This is a genomic window from Bradyrhizobium sp. PUT101 (assembly GCF_052043945.1).
Taxonomy (GTDB): Bacteria; Pseudomonadota; Alphaproteobacteria; order Rhizobiales; family Xanthobacteraceae; genus Bradyrhizobium.
Genome location: NZ_CP197207.1, coordinates 2,636,459 through 2,651,335 on the forward strand (window position 1 = coordinate 2,636,459; position 14,877 = coordinate 2,651,335).

General features: G+C 64.2%; 17 protein-coding genes and 1 other RNA gene. 7 read left to right on the forward strand and 11 right to left on the reverse strand.

All coding sequences use genetic code 11. The annotated features are described in order from the left end of the window. Nucleotides 1–81: 81 nt before the first annotated feature. The 11 genes from ACSHT2_RS13010 to ACSHT2_RS13060 form a co-directional block, all read right to left on the reverse strand. Nucleotides 82–288: a DUF2065 domain-containing protein gene (locus ACSHT2_RS13010; RefSeq protein WP_028177121.1), complete on the reverse strand. Its 207-nt coding sequence runs from the start codon at nucleotides 286–288 to the stop codon at nucleotides 82–84. A 71-nt stretch (nucleotides 289–359) separates the two neighbouring features. Then, complete coding sequence (hflC, locus tag ACSHT2_RS13015; protein ID WP_440641907.1) at nucleotides 360–1,256, reverse strand: protease modulator HflC; 897 nt, start codon at nucleotides 1,254–1,256, stop codon at nucleotides 360–362. Further along, complete coding sequence (gene hflK, locus ACSHT2_RS13020; RefSeq protein WP_440641908.1) at nucleotides 1,253–2,389, reverse strand: FtsH protease activity modulator HflK; 1,137 nt, start codon at nucleotides 2,387–2,389, stop codon at nucleotides 1,253–1,255. The genes hflC and hflK overlap by 4 nt, the downstream gene beginning before the upstream one ends. Before the next feature lie 153 nt (nucleotides 2,390–2,542). Next, nucleotides 2,543–3,052, reverse strand: coding sequence for a dihydrofolate reductase (locus ACSHT2_RS13025; protein ID WP_440641909.1), 510 nt, complete (start codon nucleotides 3,050–3,052; stop codon nucleotides 2,543–2,545). After that, on the reverse strand, nucleotides 3,052–3,537 hold the full coding sequence (locus ACSHT2_RS13030) for an N-acetyltransferase family protein (RefSeq protein ID WP_440641910.1): 486 nt from the start codon (nucleotides 3,535–3,537) through the stop codon (nucleotides 3,052–3,054). The genes ACSHT2_RS13025 and ACSHT2_RS13030 overlap by 1 nt, the downstream gene beginning before the upstream one ends. Nucleotides 3,538–3,542: 5 nt before the next feature. Then, nucleotides 3,543–4,337, reverse strand: coding sequence for a thymidylate synthase (locus ACSHT2_RS13035; RefSeq protein ID WP_440641911.1), 795 nt, complete (start codon nucleotides 4,335–4,337; stop codon nucleotides 3,543–3,545). A gap of 186 nt (nucleotides 4,338–4,523) precedes the next feature. Beyond that, nucleotides 4,524–5,504, reverse strand: a complete 981-nt coding sequence (locus ACSHT2_RS13040; protein ID WP_440641912.1) for a tripartite tricarboxylate transporter substrate binding protein BugD — start codon at nucleotides 5,502–5,504, stop codon at nucleotides 4,524–4,526. A 149-nt stretch (nucleotides 5,505–5,653) separates the two neighbouring features. Then, nucleotides 5,654–7,168 carry a tripartite tricarboxylate transporter permease gene (locus tag ACSHT2_RS13045; protein ID WP_440641913.1) on the reverse strand — a complete coding sequence of 505 codons (1,515 nt, stop codon included), beginning with the start codon at nucleotides 7,166–7,168 and terminating at the stop codon, nucleotides 5,654–5,656. 7 nt (nucleotides 7,169–7,175) lie between these two features. Continuing rightward, nucleotides 7,176–7,937: a tripartite tricarboxylate transporter TctB family protein gene (locus ACSHT2_RS13050; RefSeq protein ID WP_440641914.1), complete on the reverse strand. Its 762-nt coding sequence runs from the start codon at nucleotides 7,935–7,937 to the stop codon at nucleotides 7,176–7,178. A 95-nt stretch (nucleotides 7,938–8,032) separates the two neighbouring features. After that, nucleotides 8,033–8,563 (reverse strand): chromate transporter, encoded by a 531-nt coding sequence (locus ACSHT2_RS13055; RefSeq protein ID WP_440641915.1) that lies wholly within the window; start codon nucleotides 8,561–8,563, stop codon nucleotides 8,033–8,035. Next, the gene (locus tag ACSHT2_RS13060; RefSeq protein WP_440641916.1) at nucleotides 8,560–9,156 is read right to left on the reverse strand and encodes a chromate transporter; all 597 of its coding nucleotides are present in this window, start codon (nucleotides 9,154–9,156) and stop codon (nucleotides 8,560–8,562) included. The genes ACSHT2_RS13055 and ACSHT2_RS13060 overlap by 4 nt, the downstream gene beginning before the upstream one ends. Before the next feature lie 84 nt (nucleotides 9,157–9,240). Between ACSHT2_RS13060 and ssrA the strand changes: the two genes are divergently transcribed. The 7 genes from ssrA (at nucleotide 9,241) to feoB (ending at nucleotide 14,785) form a co-directional block, all read left to right on the forward strand. Further along, nucleotides 9,241–9,607, forward strand: a transfer-messenger RNA (tmRNA) gene (gene ssrA / locus ACSHT2_RS13065). A gap of 118 nt (nucleotides 9,608–9,725) precedes the next feature. Then, the gene (locus ACSHT2_RS13070) at nucleotides 9,726–10,244 is read left to right on the forward strand and encodes an SspB family protein (RefSeq protein ID WP_440641917.1); all 519 of its coding nucleotides are present in this window, start codon (nucleotides 9,726–9,728) and stop codon (nucleotides 10,242–10,244) included. An 89-nt stretch (nucleotides 10,245–10,333) separates the two neighbouring features. Next, the gene (fumC, locus tag ACSHT2_RS13075) at nucleotides 10,334–11,773 is read left to right on the forward strand and encodes a class II fumarate hydratase (RefSeq protein WP_440641918.1); all 1,440 of its coding nucleotides are present in this window, start codon (nucleotides 10,334–10,336) and stop codon (nucleotides 11,771–11,773) included. 274 nt (nucleotides 11,774–12,047) lie between these two features. Beyond that, nucleotides 12,048–12,236, forward strand: a complete 189-nt coding sequence (locus ACSHT2_RS13080; RefSeq protein WP_124159951.1) for a DUF4169 family protein — start codon at nucleotides 12,048–12,050, stop codon at nucleotides 12,234–12,236. Continuing rightward, entirely contained in the window at nucleotides 12,233–12,484 is a 252-nt protein-coding gene (locus ACSHT2_RS13085; protein WP_440641919.1) for a ribbon-helix-helix domain-containing protein, read from the forward strand. The genes ACSHT2_RS13080 and ACSHT2_RS13085 overlap by 4 nt, the downstream gene beginning before the upstream one ends. Nucleotides 12,485–12,600: 116 nt before the next feature. Beyond that, nucleotides 12,601–12,876 (forward strand): FeoA family protein, encoded by a 276-nt coding sequence (locus tag ACSHT2_RS13090; RefSeq protein WP_440641920.1) that lies wholly within the window; start codon nucleotides 12,601–12,603, stop codon nucleotides 12,874–12,876. A gap of 37 nt (nucleotides 12,877–12,913) precedes the next feature. Then, nucleotides 12,914–14,785, forward strand: a complete 1,872-nt coding sequence (feoB, locus tag ACSHT2_RS13095) for a ferrous iron transporter B (protein WP_440641921.1) — start codon at nucleotides 12,914–12,916, stop codon at nucleotides 14,783–14,785. Nucleotides 14,786–14,877 lie beyond the last annotated feature (92 nt).

The window sequence follows — 14,877 nt, forward strand, 5'->3', positions numbered from 1 at the left end:
GCGGAGCTTAATGGGCCTCAAGACCCCGACAATATGACGAAAACCAGTCTGTCGCCTTCACTTTGGCGTTGGCCTGATGCCCTAAATCGGGCGCCGGATAACCCAGATCAGGACCAGACCGGCCACGGCCGAGCCGATCCCAACCGCCCGCAGGACGTTGTCCGGCGTAGCGATGGCGCTCTTCATGGCTTTGCGCATCCAGTTGGGACTGGCCGCGAACATCAAGCCTTCAAGCACGAACAGGATGCCTAGGCCGATGAGGAAGTCGGCGAACGCAATGGACCTCATCGGAATGGAACCTCCCGCTATACTGTTCTTGTCTGGACAAAGGGCGGCCAGACCGGCCGCCCTTGTCTAGCTTACGGCTTCGCCGGCGTCTCATTTGCCATCTTGCCGGACGGATTACTGAAGTACCGGAAGAAATCCGAGTCCGGCCGCAGCAGGAAGCGGGTGTCGTTCGAACGCAGCCCGTTCTCATAGGCCGTCATCGACCGGTAGAAGGCGAAGAAGTCGGCGTCCTTGCTGTAGGCTTCAGCAAACAGGCGGTTGCGCTCGGCATCGCCCGTACCACGGGTCTGCTCGGCCTGCGAATTGGCCTCCGCGACGATCACGGTGGCCTCGCGGTCGGCCTTGGACTTGATCTCCTGCGCCTTCTGTCCACCCTGTGCACGGAACTCGGCGGCCTCGCGCTCGCGCTCGGTCTTCATGCGCTGGTAGACCGCCTGGCTGTTCTGCTCCGGCAGGTCGGCACGGCGGATCCGGACGTCGACGACCTCGATGCCGTAGCCGTCGGCCTCGCGATCCAGCTGGTCGCGGATGCGCAGCATCAGCTTCTCGCGGTCGTCGCGCACCACGTTGATGAAGGAGACCTCGCCGAGCACGCGGCGCAGCGCCGCGTTCAGGAGCGTGGTGAGCTGGATGTTGGCAGCCTGGATCGAGCCGATGCTCTGATAGAAGCGCAGCGCATCCTTGATGCGGTAGCGCGCAAAGGCGTCGACGACGAGCCGCTTCTGGTCGGATGCGATCGCTTCCTGCGACGGATTCTCCAGATCGAGGATCCGCTTGTCGATGTTGATCACCGAATTCCACGGCGCCTTGAAATGCAGGCCGGGCGCGGTGACGACGTCGACGGGCCGGCCGAACTGGAGCACGATGGTCTGCTCGGTCTGCTGGACCGTGAACAGCGACATGTAGCCGACGATCAGGACCAGGAGCAGCCCGAGCAGCGTGACGAAACCTGTAACCGGAGACCTCATCGGCTGCCTCCGCTCGACTGCGGACCGGTGGTAGCCGGCCGCTTGGTCGTCAGTTCGGGAAGCGGCAGATAAGGCACGACGCCCTGCCCCGAGGGGCCGCCGTCATAGACGAGCTTGTCGGCGCCGCCGAGGACGCGCTCCATCGTTTCAAGATAGATCCGTTCACGCGTCACGTCGGGCGCCTTCTTGTATTCCTCGTAAACTTTCAGGAAGCGCGCGCTCTGGCCCTTGGCCTCTGCGACCGCCTGCTCCTTGTAGCCTTCGGCGGCCTGAAGGATCTGCGCTGCACGTCCGCGCGCCTGCGGCACCACCTGGTTGGCGTAGGTCTGCGCTTCGTTCTGCAGCTGCTCGAGATTGGCGCGCGCCGCCTGCACGTCGCGGAAGGCGTCGATCACCTGCGCCGGCGGATCCACCTTCTGCATCTGCACCTGGCTGATTTGAATGCCCGCGCCGTAGCTGTCCAGGGTCCTCTGGATCAGTTCATGCACGTTCTGCTCGGTGACGTTCCGCGCGCCGGTCAGGATCGGCTGGATCTGCGAACGGCCGATCACCTCGCGCATCGCGCTCTCGGCGACCGCCTTCACGGTGCCTTCGGGATTCTGGATGTTGAAGAGGAAATCGCCGACGCCGTCCGGCTTGATGCGCCAGAGCACGGTGAAGTCGACGTCGACGATGTTCTCGTCGCCGGTCAGCATCAGGCTCTCTTCCGGCACGTCACGAACCGAGCGGCCGCGCCGCGCCGGATCTTCGATCAGCGTCATGCCGATGGAGATGGTGTTGACGCGCAGAGCCTTCGGCAGCAGCACGGTCTCGATCGGGTAGGGCAGGTGATAGTTCAGGCCCGGCTGCACGGTGCGGACATGCTTGCCGAAGCGCAGCACGACACCGAGTTCTTCGGACTGCACGCGGAAGAAGCCCGACAGCAGCCAGAATGCGACAATCAGCAGGATGATCAGCGTGATTCCGATGCCGGAGAAATAGCCGCCCGGCATGATCTGCTGGAGGCGGTCCTGGCCGCGCCGCAGAAGGTCTTCCAGATCCGGCGGCCTCGGCCCAACCGGTTGCGGGCCTGAGCCCCATGGTCCCTTTGGACCCGAGCCCCATGGGCCACCGCCCTGATTCTTCCACGGCATTCGATGCTCTCCTCGGCAGGGTGGAATTGCCCCCGCCCGCTTTCTCCGGTCCGGCTTTATAGGGGACAGGCAGGTCCCTTACAACGCAGCCCGGGTCGTCTTCCGAGCTATGCTCGGGCACGAAAAAGTCAATGTAAACATTGGCGAATGCGGTTAATGGCCCGCCCGCCGACGATATGTCACATAGGAGAAGTCGGCGCTGTCATCGGGTCCGGCAGGATGACGCATGCGCGCCGTCTCCTCCCACCCGGCCTTGTCGATGTCGAAATGGGTATCGCCTTCGGGCCGCGCATGCACTTCGGTGATTTCGAGACGATCGGCGCGATCGAGCCATTGCCGATAGATCTCGGCGCCGCCGATCACGGCGATCTCAGTGACCGAACGTCGCAGGGCATCGCCGCGCGCGACCGCCTCCGCCTCCGCAGTCGACGTCGTGACGACGGCACCTGCGGCACGATAAGCCGCATCGCGCGTGATCACGATGTTGGTGCGGCCCGGCAGCGGCCGGCGCAGGGACTCGAAGGTCTTGCGGCCCATGATCACCGGCTTGCCGATCGTGAGCGCCTTGAAGCGGGCCATGTCGGACTTCAATCGCCACGGGATGGCGTTGCCGGCGCCGATGACGCCGTTCTCCGCAATCGCGACGACGAACACAATCTGCATCAGGGCGTGTTCCCGGCAAGCCGCGTCAGCGCAGGCCCGGTGACGCGGCATAGCGTCCAGTCGTCCATCATGACGGCGCCGAGCGACTTGTAGAACGCGATCGACGGCGAGTTCCAGTCGAGCACCGCCCATTGCAGGCGCGACCAGCCGTTCTCGATGCATTCCCTGGCGAGATAGACCAGCAGCGCCTTGCCGAGGCCCCTGCCCCGATGCGACGGCCGCACGTAAAGATCTTCGAGATAGATGCCGTGGCGGCCGCTGAAGGTGGAAAAATTCGCAAACCACACCGCGAAGCCGACCGGCTCACCGTTCCACTCGGCGATCGCGCAATAGAGTTGCGGCTTTTCGCCGAACAGCGCGTCGGCGATGTCAGCTTCGGTCGCCTCTACCTCGTGCGAGAGCTTTTCGTATTCGGCAAGCTCCCGGATGAAGGAAAGAACGAGCCCGGCTTCCCCGGCCTGCACACGACGGATGGCTAACGACATCTGCACTAGACCGCGACTTCCGCCTTGATATGTGGATGCGGATCGTAGCCGACGAGCTCGAAATCCTCGAAGCGGAAGGAGAAGATGTCCCTTACATCAGGGTTGATCCGCATCACGGGCAGCGCGCGCGCCGCGCGCGTGAGCTGGAGTTTCGCCTGCGCCAGATGGTTGGAATAGAGATGTGTGTCGCCGAGCGAATGCACGAAGTCGCCGGGCCTCAGCCCGGTGACCTGCGCCACCATCATGGTGAGCAGCGCATAGGAGGCGATGTTGAAGGGCACGCCGAGGAAGACGTCGGCGGAGCGCTGATAGAGCTGGCAGGACAGTTTCCCGTTCGCGACATAGAACTGGAACAGCAGGTGGCAGGGCGGCAGAGCCATCTTCTCGACGTCGGCCGGATTCCAGGCGGTGACGATCAGCCGGCGGGAATCGGGAGTGCGCTTGATCATGTCGATGACATTGGCGATCTGGTCGATGCTGCGCCCGTCGGCCGTGGGCCAGGAGCGCCATTGATGGCCGTACACCGGGCCGAGATCGCCATTGGCGTCCGCCCATTCGTCCCAGATGGTGACGCCGTTGTCGCGCAGATATTTGATGTTGGTGTCGCCCTTCAGGAACCACAACAGCTCGTGCACGATCGCCTTCAGCGGCAGCCGTTTGGTGGTCAGCATCGGGAAGCCGGCGGAGAGATTGAAGCGCATCTGGTGGCCGAACACCGAGAGCGTGCCGGTGCCGGTCCGGTCGGTCTTCTCGGCGCCGTCTGAAAGAATCCGCTCGAGCAGGTCCTGATACTGGTGCATGTGCCAAAAACCTTAGGAAGACGGCAGCCTTTGGGGAGGCGGCGAACTTAGCGGCCGCCCCCATGCTGCGACAGCAGCGATTCGCTGTCTGCGGTGATTATACCCGGAAAAATGAGTGGTCCCGGCACAAACGACAAGGGCGGAACCTGCGTTCCGCCCTTCTGCCTATCAGCTTGATCGTATTGCCTAAGTTGCCGGCTTGAGCACCGGGGTCCACTTCGCGATCTCGCCCTTGACGAGGGTGGCCAGCGATTCGGGCGTCCGTTCGGCAGGACTTGGGATAACGCTGCCGAGCTCGAGCAGGCGCTTGCGCACGGTCGCGTCATCGAGTGCCTTGACGGCCGCAGCGTTCAGGCTCGCGACAATCGCAGGCGAGGTTCCCTTGGGCGCGAATATCGCATTCCAGGCCTGGGCCTGGAACTTCGGCAGGCCCGCTTCGGCCGTCGTCGGCACGTTCGGCAGCGACGGATTGCGCTCCGGCGTTGCGATCGCATAGGCCTTGATGGTGCCGGCGTTGATCTGCGGCACGGCGTTGACGATCTGGTCGCACATGTAATCAACCTGGCCCGCCACCAGCGCGTTCATCGCAGGTCCGGTGCCGTTGAAGGGCACACCGACCGGCTTGATGTCGAGGATCGAGTGCAGCAATTCGCAGGAGACATGCGAGACCGAGCCGACGCCGGCATGCGCGGCGTTCACCTTCTCGGCGTTCGCCTTCACATAGGCGACGAACTCATTCAGGTCCTTCGGTGGAAAGTCCTTGCGCGCGAGGATCAGGATCGGCGTGCCCGCGAGCAGCGCGATGGGCTCGAAGTCCTTCTCGGGATGGTAGGCGAGCTTCGGATAGAGCGGCACCGATGCGGCATGCGTGCCCATGTGCCCGGTGATCAGCGTATAGCCGTCATTGGCCGCGCGCGCGGCGCGCGTGGTCGCGGTGGTGCCGCCGGCACCGACGACGTTCTCGATGATGATGCTTTGTCCCAGCGTCTGCGCCATGTGCGAGGTGACGATGCGCGCGACGACGTCGGTCGGGCCGCCGGCCGCAAACGGCACGATCATGGTGATGCTGCGCGTCGGATAGGTCTGCGCCTCGGCCGGTGCAACAAAGGCGCCCAGCGAGGCGAGCGCTGCGGCGCATGCGCCCGTGAGCGCGCGAATAAAGGTCATGTCGATCCCCTTGTGATCCCCTTGGCTATACACAAATGCCGGCCAAGAGGCCGGCATTTTCACTTCACGAAGCCGTCACACAAGTCGATTCGACTTTCGAATGCGGCACGCCGACGCAGGACCCGAGCCGACGCAAGGCGCAGGCGACCTCAGTTCTCGGACTCCGTGAACACCTCGTCGCGCTTGGCGCGCAACACCGGTAGCACGGTGAGGATCAAGAGGCTCGCCGCGACCGCAAGCAGCACCGCCGACAACGGGCGCGTGACGAACACGCTCCAGTCGCCGCGCGAGATCAGCAGCGCCCGGCGCAGGTTCTCTTCCATCAGCGGTCCGAGCACCATGCCGAGCAGCAGCGGCGCCGGCTCGAAATCGTGCTTGATCAGCCAATATCCGACCAAACCGAACACGCCTGCGAGGATGACGTCGACCGGCGCGTTGTTCACCGAATAGATGCCGATCGCGCAGAAGATCACGATCGAGGGGAACATCAGCCGGTACGGCACGCGCAGCAGCCGCACCCAAATTCCGACCAGCGGCAGGTTGATGATGATCAGCATCAGATTGCCGATCCACATCGAGGCGATCATGCCCCAAACGAGATCCGGCTGTTTCTGCATGACCTGCGGACCCGGCACGATGCCGTGAATGGTCATCGCGCCCACCATCAGCGCCATCACCGCGTTCGGCGGGATGCCGAGCGTGAGCAGCGGGATGAAGGAGGTCTGCGCCGCAGCGTTGTTGGCGCTCTCCGGCCCCGCCACGCCCTCGATCGCGCCGCGACCGAACCGCGACGGGTTCTTGGCGAGCTTCTTCTCGAGCGTATAGGCCGCGAACGACGCGATCACCGCGCCGCCGCCGGGCAGGATGCCGAGGATCGAGCCGAGCACGGTGCCGCGCAGGATCGGCGGCGCCGAGTCGAGCAGATCCTTTTTGGTCGGCATCAGGCCGGTGATCTTCTGCTGCACGAGATCGCGGTTCATCTCGGCGCCATGGTCGAGATTGCGGATGATCTCGGCAAATCCGAACACACCCATCGCCACGGTCGCAAAGCCGAGACCGTCGGCGAGTTCGGGAATGTTGAAGGCCATGCGCGAGGCGCCGGTCTCGATGTCCGAGCCGACCATCGACAGCAGCAGGCCGAACACGATCATCGCGATCGCCTTCAGCACCGAGCCTTTGGCCAGCACGACCGCGAAGATCAGGCCGAGCACCATCAGCGAGAAATATTCGGCCGGGCCGAACGCCAGCGCGAGCTTCGTGAGCGGCGCGCCGAGGATGGCAATCAAGACCGTCGCGACGCAGCCGGCGAAGAACGAGCCGATCGCCGCAATCGCGAGCGCCGGGCCGGCGCGGCCTTGCTTGGCCATCTGGTGGCCGTCGATGGCGGTGACGACCGATGTCGCCTCACCCGGTATGTTGACGAGGATCGACGTGGTCGAGCCGCCATATTGCGCACCGTAATAGATGCCGGCGAGCATGATCAGCGCGCCGACCGGCGGCAGTCCGAAGGTGATCGGCAGCAACATTGCGACCGTCGCAATGGTGCCGATGCCCGGGAGCACGCCGACCAGCGTCCCGACGAGGGCGCCGATCAGGCACATGAGGAGGTTGATCGGTGAGAAGGCGACGGCGAAGCCGTGAGCGAGGTTGGCAAAGATATCCATCACGCCCTCACTGGATCAGGAAACGCGGAAACATCGGCATCGGCAGCCCGAGCACGTATGGAAACAGGATTGCGCAACCGAGCGTCAGGCAGGCGCCGACGATCACCGCTTCGAGCCACCGCGTCTCGTGCGAGCCCGTCGCCGCGATCATGAAGCTCGCGAAGGCCGTGACCACGACGCCGAGCGGCCGGATCGCCAGCGCGAAGAAGAGGATCGCGGCCACGACGAACAGAGGTCCGCGCCAGGAGTAATGCGCCATCGCAGGCCCATCGGTCAGAAGGCCGGTCAAGGCGATGCCGGCGGACAAGGCGACAAGCAGCCCGCCGAACATGCGCGGCGCGGTCCCTGCGCCAAAGGAGAATCCCCGCATGCCCTGCAAATCACTCGACGCCCACAGGGCGAGCAGGGCGAGCGCCATCAGGACGACGCCGCCGACATAGTCCTGTGCCGACCGGATCGTCATGAACAGCGTCAGGATCGCCACCGCAAACAGGGGGTAGGAATAGATCAGCGCCAGCAGAACCTCGGACGACGCCTTCTTGGCGCCGCCGCCGAACGATCCGAATAAGGCGCTGGGCGCCCCCGCGAGCAGCGCTGTCGCGTGACTGGTGACGACCGCCGCCGGGCCCCGACCGGTGCCCCAGCCGAAGATCGTTCCGATTGACCAGATCAATTCGAAAATCTGCGGCGCAATCGCCAGCAGACAAAAGCCGAGCGCCACCTTGGTGTTTCGGGTGGCTGTCGCTGAGTGGCCCATCGTGTCGGCCATGCCTGTCTCCTCCGCGACCCGTAAGTCACGAGCACTGTTGTTCTAAATCGGCTGGAACTGGATCCCCCGCCCGGATCACTGCCTAGCGATTTTCATTACACAATGCCAGCAAAACCAAACACGCCCCCGGCGAGGAGGAGCCACAGTGGATTGATGCGCGAGACCAATGCCATGGCCGCAACCATTGCGGTCAGGAGCAGGGCAGCAATGCTGCGATCGGTGGACTGAGCCAGGATCAGGGCACTCGCCGCCATCAAGCCGATCGAGAGTGGAACCAGTGCAGCCTGGATCAGGCCAGGCCAGCGCGATTGGCTCGGGCGATTCAGGAGCCGGCTGACAAAATAGGCAAGCAGCGCCGTCGGCAGGCACATCGCCAGCGTCGCCGCCAGCGCGCCGGGGATGCCCGCGACGGCATAGCCGATTAACGTCACGATAAGCACGTTCGGACCCGGCGAGAGCTGCGCGATCGCATAGGCGTCAGCGAACTGCTTGTCGGTCATCCAGTGATGGACCTCGACCGCAATGCGGTGCATCTCGGGCACCGCTGCCGCGGCCCCGCCGACGGCGAATAGCGACATCAGACCGAAGGTGGAGATCAGCGACCAGATCGGGCTGTGGCTGGTCATGCTGCTACTTTCCGCCGCAGGAAATAAGTGACGCCCACACTGACGGGGATCGCGACCAGCAGCACCGCCTGGAGCGGCATGCGAAGCACGCCGATGGCGAGGAACACGCCGAGCATCAGGATCAGCGCGAGGGGATCCGTCCGCTTGAGCAGCGGCGTCATCATGCGGAAGACCACCGCGATCAAGAGGCCAACCGCCGCGCAGGAGATGCCGGCAAGGATTCGGCGCAGCACCTCGATATCGCCGAAACGGGCGTAGGCGATCGCCAGCGCCGTCATGATCAGCGTCGGCGGCAGCAACAGCCCGGCAAAGGCGGCAACGCCGCCGGCGATGCCGCGCAGCCGCGATCCGAACACCATCGACAGATTGACGATGTTGGGCCCGGGCAGGAAGTGGCAGAGCGCAAAGGTCTCGTTGAACTCGTCCGCCGTCATCCAGCGGTGCTGCTCGACGATCGCTCGCCGGGCAAACACCAACACCCCACCGAAACCCGCCAGCGACATCCTGGCGAAGGCCAGAAACAGCGCGACCAGGCCCGGCGGTGCGGTGGCGAGATTCGGCTGTTGGGCGGCCGGTGCTGAATCCGAGGACATGTCAGGAGCTTAGAACGAGGGTCGCACCGCGGCCAAGACGATCCGGAACCTATCCAAAGGGAACCGCAGCCAATCCGCTAGAAACCCCTGTTTTTCGAAAGCTTTGCGCCCTATATTGGGAATGCCGGTTCGCCGGCTATGGAAATAAACGGTCGTCGCAATAAACCATTCGGACCCGGGGGCGGTACCCGGCGCCTCCACCAAAGCCCACCATCGGGCTAGCCCAGAAGCGGGCTTTGGCGGGGGCGAAATAGGATCGACGAGGGCGTAAAGGGCGTACTTTTTCCCGGTATTGTTCCGCCGTTATCGGGCTACTGCAATAGTTGCCAACGACAACTTTGCTCCGGTTGCTCAGGCTGCGTAACGCAGTTTGAAAGACCATCTTAAAGTCCTAGCGGGTTAAGCTCCGCTAGGCGGGGTTCGGAGGCACCTGGCAACAGAAGCCTCCACTTTAACTCTTTGATTTCTTCCCCGGCGGGGACTCCTGCTCACCCGTCAGGCGCGGTACTATTGCGGTTTGGCGAGTCGGGGCCGGCAGGGTCCGGCTTCGGGGATGCAACAGGACCACCATGGCGACCGATCATATCCGATATGATGTACTGGCCCGCGACGCGTTGCGCGGCGTGCTGCGGAAGGTGCTGACCGATGCCGCGGCCCATGGCCTGCCGGGCGAGCACCATTTCTTCATCACCTTCGTGTCGAAGGGCGAGGGCGTGAAGCTGTCGCCGCGACTGCTCGCGCAATATCCGGAAGAGATGACGATCATCCTCCAGCACCAGTTCTGGGACCTGACCGTGCTCGAGGACCGCTTCGAGGTCGGCCTGTCCTTCGGCGGCATTCCGGAGCGGCTGGTGGTGCCGTTCAGTGCGATCAAGAGCTTCCTCGATCCGTCCGTGAAGTTCGGCCTCCAGTTCGACACCTCCGACGTCGCCGAGGTCGCGCCCGAGAATTTGCCGGCAGCGCCCGCGCCATCGGCCGTATCGGTCCCGGCACCTGCCACGGAAGAGACAGAAGCCGCCGACGAGCCGACCCCGCCGAGCCAGGGCGGCGCCGAGGTCGTGCGGCTCGATCGTTTCCGCAAGAAATGATCTAGACTGGGCCCGCCCCCGTCGCACAGAGCCAAACTGCCTATATAGAGAAGCACATGAAAAGGCCGTGCGGCGTTTCGCGCGGCAGAATGGATGTGCTCATGGCCAAGACGACCGCCAAGACGACCCGCCCTTCACGCTCCGCGACCCGCATCGAAACCGACAGCTTTGGTCCCATCGAAGTCCCCGCCGACCGCTATTGGGGGGCCCAGACCGAACGCTCGCGCCAGAATTTTCGCATCGGCACGGATCGCATGCCGGTCTCGCTGGTGCATGCCCTCGGCATCGTCAAGCTCGCCGCCGCGCAGTCCAACCTCGAGCTCGACCTGCTCGACCAGCGCCGCGCGGGCGCCATCATCCGTGCCGCGCGCGAGGTGATCGAAGGCAGGCTGGACGATCATTTTCCACTCGTGGTGTGGCAGACCGGCTCCGGCACACAGAGCAACATGAACCTCAACGAGGTGATCGCCAACCGTGCCAATGAGCTGCTCGGCGGCGAGCTCGGCGCCAAGAAGCCGGTGCATCCCAACGACCATGTCAACATGAGCCAGTCGTCGAACGACTCATTTCCCACTGCGATGCACATCGCGGCCGCGAGCCGCATCAATGCCGATCTCGTCCCTGCCCTCGGCGAATTGCTGCGCGCGCTGCGCAAGAAGGAGAAGGAGTTCGCAAAGATCGTCAAGATCGGCCGCACCCACACCCAGGATGCGACGCCCCTGACGCTGGGCCAGGAATTTTCCGGCTATGCCGCGCAGGTCGAAAGCGGCATTGCCAGGCTCAAGGTCGCGGTGAAGGAGCTTTATCCGCTGGCGCAGGGCGGCACCGCCGTCGGCACCGGCCTCAACTCGAAGCCGCGCTTTGCAAAACTGTTCGCAAAGCATGTCGCCCGCATCACGAAGCTCCCGTTCACCAGCGCCGCCAACAAATTCGAGGCGCTGGCCTCGAACGACGCCTATGTGCTGGCGCACGGCGCCATCAATTCGGTCGCGACCGGCCTGTTCAAGATCGCCAACGACATCCGCCTGCTCGGCTCCGGCCCGCGTTCGGGTCTCGGCGAGCTGATCCTGCCGGAGAACGAGCCGGGATCCTCGATCATGCCCGGCAAGGTCAATCCGACCCAATGCGAGGCGATGACCATGGTGTGCTGCCAGGTGTTCGGCAATCACACCGCCATCACCGTCGCTGGCAGCCAGGGCCATTTCGAGCTCAACGTCTACAAGCCCGTGCTCGCCTACAACATGCTCCACTCGATCCGCCTGATGGCGGATGCCGCACGGTCCTTCACCGAACATTGCGTCAGCGGCATCCGCGCCGACGAAAAGCGCATAAGCGAGCTGATGCAACGCTCGCTGATGCTGGTGACGGCGCTGGCCCCGAAGATCGGCTATGACAACGCGGCAAAGGTCGCCAAGACGGCACATGCCAACGGCACCACGCTGAAGGAGGAGGCGCTGCGGCTCGGCTTCGTCTCGGCCGACGAGTTCGACCGGCTGGTACGCCCCGAGAAGATGACCAGCCCGGGATAGGTTTCCGAATTCCGATGGTCCTCCGTAATGATACGGACCCTCGGCCCTCAGAAATATGCGGTTTTGGGGGAGGGATTTGATTACCGTCAATGTTACGGCGGAGCGGCGTGTTACGCAGCTCTTCTGCCCTCGGGCGAAATTCATCGTTTGATGGCCCGAGGGGCCGATTGACGAGGACAAGCGAATGGCGATCAAGTCTTGCGGGGCGCAACGCGGCACCCTGTTTCTGAATGTTTCATCCTGCCTAGCGAGGATCTGCTGATGGAGACGCGGCATGGGGAACGTCATCAACCTGAATCGATTCAGGAAGCGCGTCGAGCGGGAAGCCTCGGCGAAGCAGGCGGACGCCAACCGGGCGAAGTTCGGTCGCACGAAGGCGGACCGGTCGGCGGAGGAGAAGCGGGCGGACCAGGCCAAGGAGCATCTGGACCAGCACCGGATCGATCACGAGGAGCAGCCATGAAGTCGCCCGTCGTGAAACGGTCGATCGTCGTCGCCGGCCACAAGACCAGCGTCAGCCTGGAAGAGGCGTTCTGGAACGGCATGAAGGAGATCTCCGGCCTGCGCAACATGACGTTGTCCGAGCTGGTCGGCGAGATCGACAACAGCCGCCAGCAAGGCAATCTGTCGTCGGCGATCCGTCTCTTCGTCCTTGACTACTTCAAGAGCCGCGCCATGGCCGCCCAGCCGGACAAGGTCCCGGCCCAGTAGCCCTCGGGGGGCACCCGCGACGGCGCCCCGGCTGCGACACTTTAAAATCACTCTAAGGTGCAGTTTCCGCGGGTGTGCGCGCTTGACCTCAATGCCCCGCGTTGAAAATACAGGGCATGACCGACACCACTGAGACGCGTTCGCACATGCCGCTGGGTCTGGCCCAACGGGGCTATACCGGCGTCATCCAGCACCTTTCCGCCAAGCAGGCGGGCTCGGCGCTCTCGGACGTCGAGCTCGAAAGCCGCCTGATCGAACTCGGCTTCGTCGAGGGCGCCCGGGTCGAGATCTTGCATGAGGGGCTGGTTGGGCGCGACCCGATCGCCGTGCGGGTCGACAGCATCACCATCGCGGTCCGCCGTCGCGAAGCCATGGCCATCATCGTCGCCTAGATAGCGACGGGACGCCTTATCCCGGGCCCCTGATCACATGGAACTACCCCTGCTGCATCTCGCCCTGGTGGGCACGCCAAACAGCGGCAAGACCTCGCTGTTCAACGCCCTGACCGGCAGCCGGCAGAAGGTCGCGAACTATCCCGGCGTCACCGTCGAGCGCAAGGAAGGCTTCTTCGTTACCCCGCTCGGACGCCAGGTCTCGGTGGTCGACCTGCCCGGCACCTATTCGCTGCGCGGCCGCAGCCCGGACGAGGAGATCACCCGCGACTTCGTGCTCGGCAAGGCCAGCGGCGAGGCGGTGCCCGATCTCGTGCTGTGCGTCGCCGATTCCACCAATCTGCGCCTGACCATCCGCCTGCTGCTCGAGCTCAAGCGCACGGGACGGCCGATGATCCTCGTGCTCAACATGTTCGACATCGCGTCCCGCCGCGGCATCACTGTCGACGCGGAGCGGCTCGCCAAGGAGCTCGGCGTGCCCGTGGTCACCTCGATCGCGGTGCGCAAGGGCGGCACGGCCGATCTGCTCAAGCTGACCGACGATATCTCGGCCAAGCTTGCCACTGAGTCACAGGAGAACAGCTGGCGCGCGCTCAGCGTCAGCGAATTGCGCGCCACCCAGCGCGAGGCCGACCGCATCATCGCCGACTGCGTCAGCCTGCCTGCCAGGCCCGACACCTGGACCGCGCGGATCGACGCCGTGGTGCTGCATCCGGTCGGCGGCCTCATCGTGCTCGCGCTAATCCTGTTCGTGATGTTCCAGGCGGTGTTCGCCTGGGCGCAGCCGCTGATGGAGCTGCTCAACTCAGGCTTCGAAGCGCTGGGCGAGTTCGTCCAAGCCACCCTGCCCGCCGGCCTGCTCCAGAGCTTCCTTCAGAACGGCGTGATCTCGGGCGTCGGCAGCGTCATCGTGTTCCTGCCGCAGATCATCATCATCTTCCTGTTCATCCTGCTCCTGGAAGATTTCGGCTACATGGCGCGCGCCGCGTTCCTGATGGACCGCATCATGGGCGGCGCAGGGCTGCACGGCCGCGCCTTCATTCCGCTGTTGTCGAGCTTTGCCTGCGCCATTCCCGGCATCATGGCGACGCGCGTGATCGACGACAAGCGCGACCGGCTGACCACGATCCTGATCGCGCCGCTGATGACCTGCTCGGCGCGCATTCCGGTCTACACGCTGATCATCTCGGCATTCATTCCGGCCAAGGACGTCTGGGGCTTCATCAACCTCCAGGGCCTCGTGATGTTCGGCCTCTACGCCACCGGCATCGCCAGCGCCCTTGCCGTCTCGTTCCTGATCAAGTTCTTCATGCTGCGCGACTATGCGCCGGCGCCGTTCATGCTGGAGCTGCCGGACTACAAGATGCCGCGGCTGAAATCGATCGCGATCGGGGTCTACACGCGAGCCAAGATGTTCCTGGTGCGTGCCGGCACCACGATCTTCTCGATGATGGTGCTGATCTGGTTCCTGGCCTCGTTCCCGCAGCCGCCCGCGGGCGCGACCGAGCCGGCCATCGATTTCAGCCTGGCTGCGATGATCGGCAAGGCGCTGGAGCCGCTGCTGGCCCCCGTCGGCTTCAACTGGCAGATCGCGGTCGCCCTGATCCCCGGCATGGCGGCGCGCGAGGTGGCGGTCGCAGCCCTCGGCACCGTCTATGCGATCGAAGGCGGCAAGGAAGCGGCCGAGCAGATCGGCCAGGTGCTGGCGACGAAATGGTCGCTCGCGACCGCGCTGTCGATGCTGGCCTGGTACATCTTCGCCCCGCAATGCGCCTCCACGCTCGCCGTGATCCGGCGCGAGACCGGCAGCTGGACCTGGATGGCCGTGACCTTCAGCTACATGCTGGTGCTGGCCTATGCCGCAAGCCTTCTGACCTACAACGTCGCGGTCGCGCTGGGAGCGGGATAGCCCTCGCCAAATCGAAAGCGCGAAAACAACCCCATGCACAGTAGACGGGGGGCTGTGAAAACAATGGCTTACGGATTCTCCTAAGCCCGCTT

Bases quoted from the DNA above. Each gene is read 5' to 3' on its own strand.
- ACSHT2_RS13045 (WP_440641913.1), bottom strand. From the start codon at position 7,168: ATGGATATCTTTGCCAACCTCGCTCACGGCTTCGCCGTCGCCTTCTCA.
- ACSHT2_RS13090 (WP_440641920.1), top strand. From the start codon at position 12,601: ATGACCGACACCACTGAGACGCGTTCGCACATGCCGCTGGGTCTGGCC.
- hflC (WP_440641907.1), bottom strand. From the start codon at position 1,256: ATGAGGTCTCCGGTTACAGGTTTCGTCACGCTGCTCGGGCTGCTCCTG.
- ACSHT2_RS13025 (WP_440641909.1), bottom strand. From the start codon at position 3,052: ATGCAGATTGTGTTCGTCGTCGCGATTGCGGAGAACGGCGTCATCGGC.
- fumC (WP_440641918.1), top strand. From the start codon at position 10,334: ATGGATGTGCTCATGGCCAAGACGACCGCCAAGACGACCCGCCCTTCA.
- ACSHT2_RS13055 (WP_440641915.1), bottom strand. From the start codon at position 8,563: ATGACCAGCCACAGCCCGATCTGGTCGCTGATCTCCACCTTCGGTCTG.
- ACSHT2_RS13085 (WP_440641919.1), top strand. From the start codon at position 12,233: ATGAAGTCGCCCGTCGTGAAACGGTCGATCGTCGTCGCCGGCCACAAG.
- ACSHT2_RS13060 (WP_440641916.1), bottom strand. From the start codon at position 9,156: ATGTCCTCGGATTCAGCACCGGCCGCCCAACAGCCGAATCTCGCCACC.
- ACSHT2_RS13010 (WP_028177121.1), bottom strand. From the start codon at position 288: ATGAGGTCCATTGCGTTCGCCGACTTCCTCATCGGCCTAGGCATCCTG.
- hflK (WP_440641908.1), bottom strand. From the start codon at position 2,389: ATGCCGTGGAAGAATCAGGGCGGTGGCCCATGGGGCTCGGGTCCAAAG.
- ACSHT2_RS13050 (WP_440641914.1), bottom strand. From the start codon at position 7,937: ATGGCCGACACGATGGGCCACTCAGCGACAGCCACCCGAAACACCAAG.
- ACSHT2_RS13030 (WP_440641910.1), bottom strand. From the start codon at position 3,537: ATGTCGTTAGCCATCCGTCGTGTGCAGGCCGGGGAAGCCGGGCTCGTT.
- feoB (WP_440641921.1), top strand. From the start codon at position 12,914: ATGGAACTACCCCTGCTGCATCTCGCCCTGGTGGGCACGCCAAACAGC.
- ACSHT2_RS13040 (WP_440641912.1), bottom strand. From the start codon at position 5,504: ATGACCTTTATTCGCGCGCTCACGGGCGCATGCGCCGCAGCGCTCGCC.
- ACSHT2_RS13080 (WP_124159951.1), top strand. From the start codon at position 12,048: ATGGGGAACGTCATCAACCTGAATCGATTCAGGAAGCGCGTCGAGCGG.
- ACSHT2_RS13070 (WP_440641917.1), top strand. From the start codon at position 9,726: ATGGCGACCGATCATATCCGATATGATGTACTGGCCCGCGACGCGTTG.
- ACSHT2_RS13035 (WP_440641911.1), bottom strand. From the start codon at position 4,337: ATGCACCAGTATCAGGACCTGCTCGAGCGGATTCTTTCAGACGGCGCC.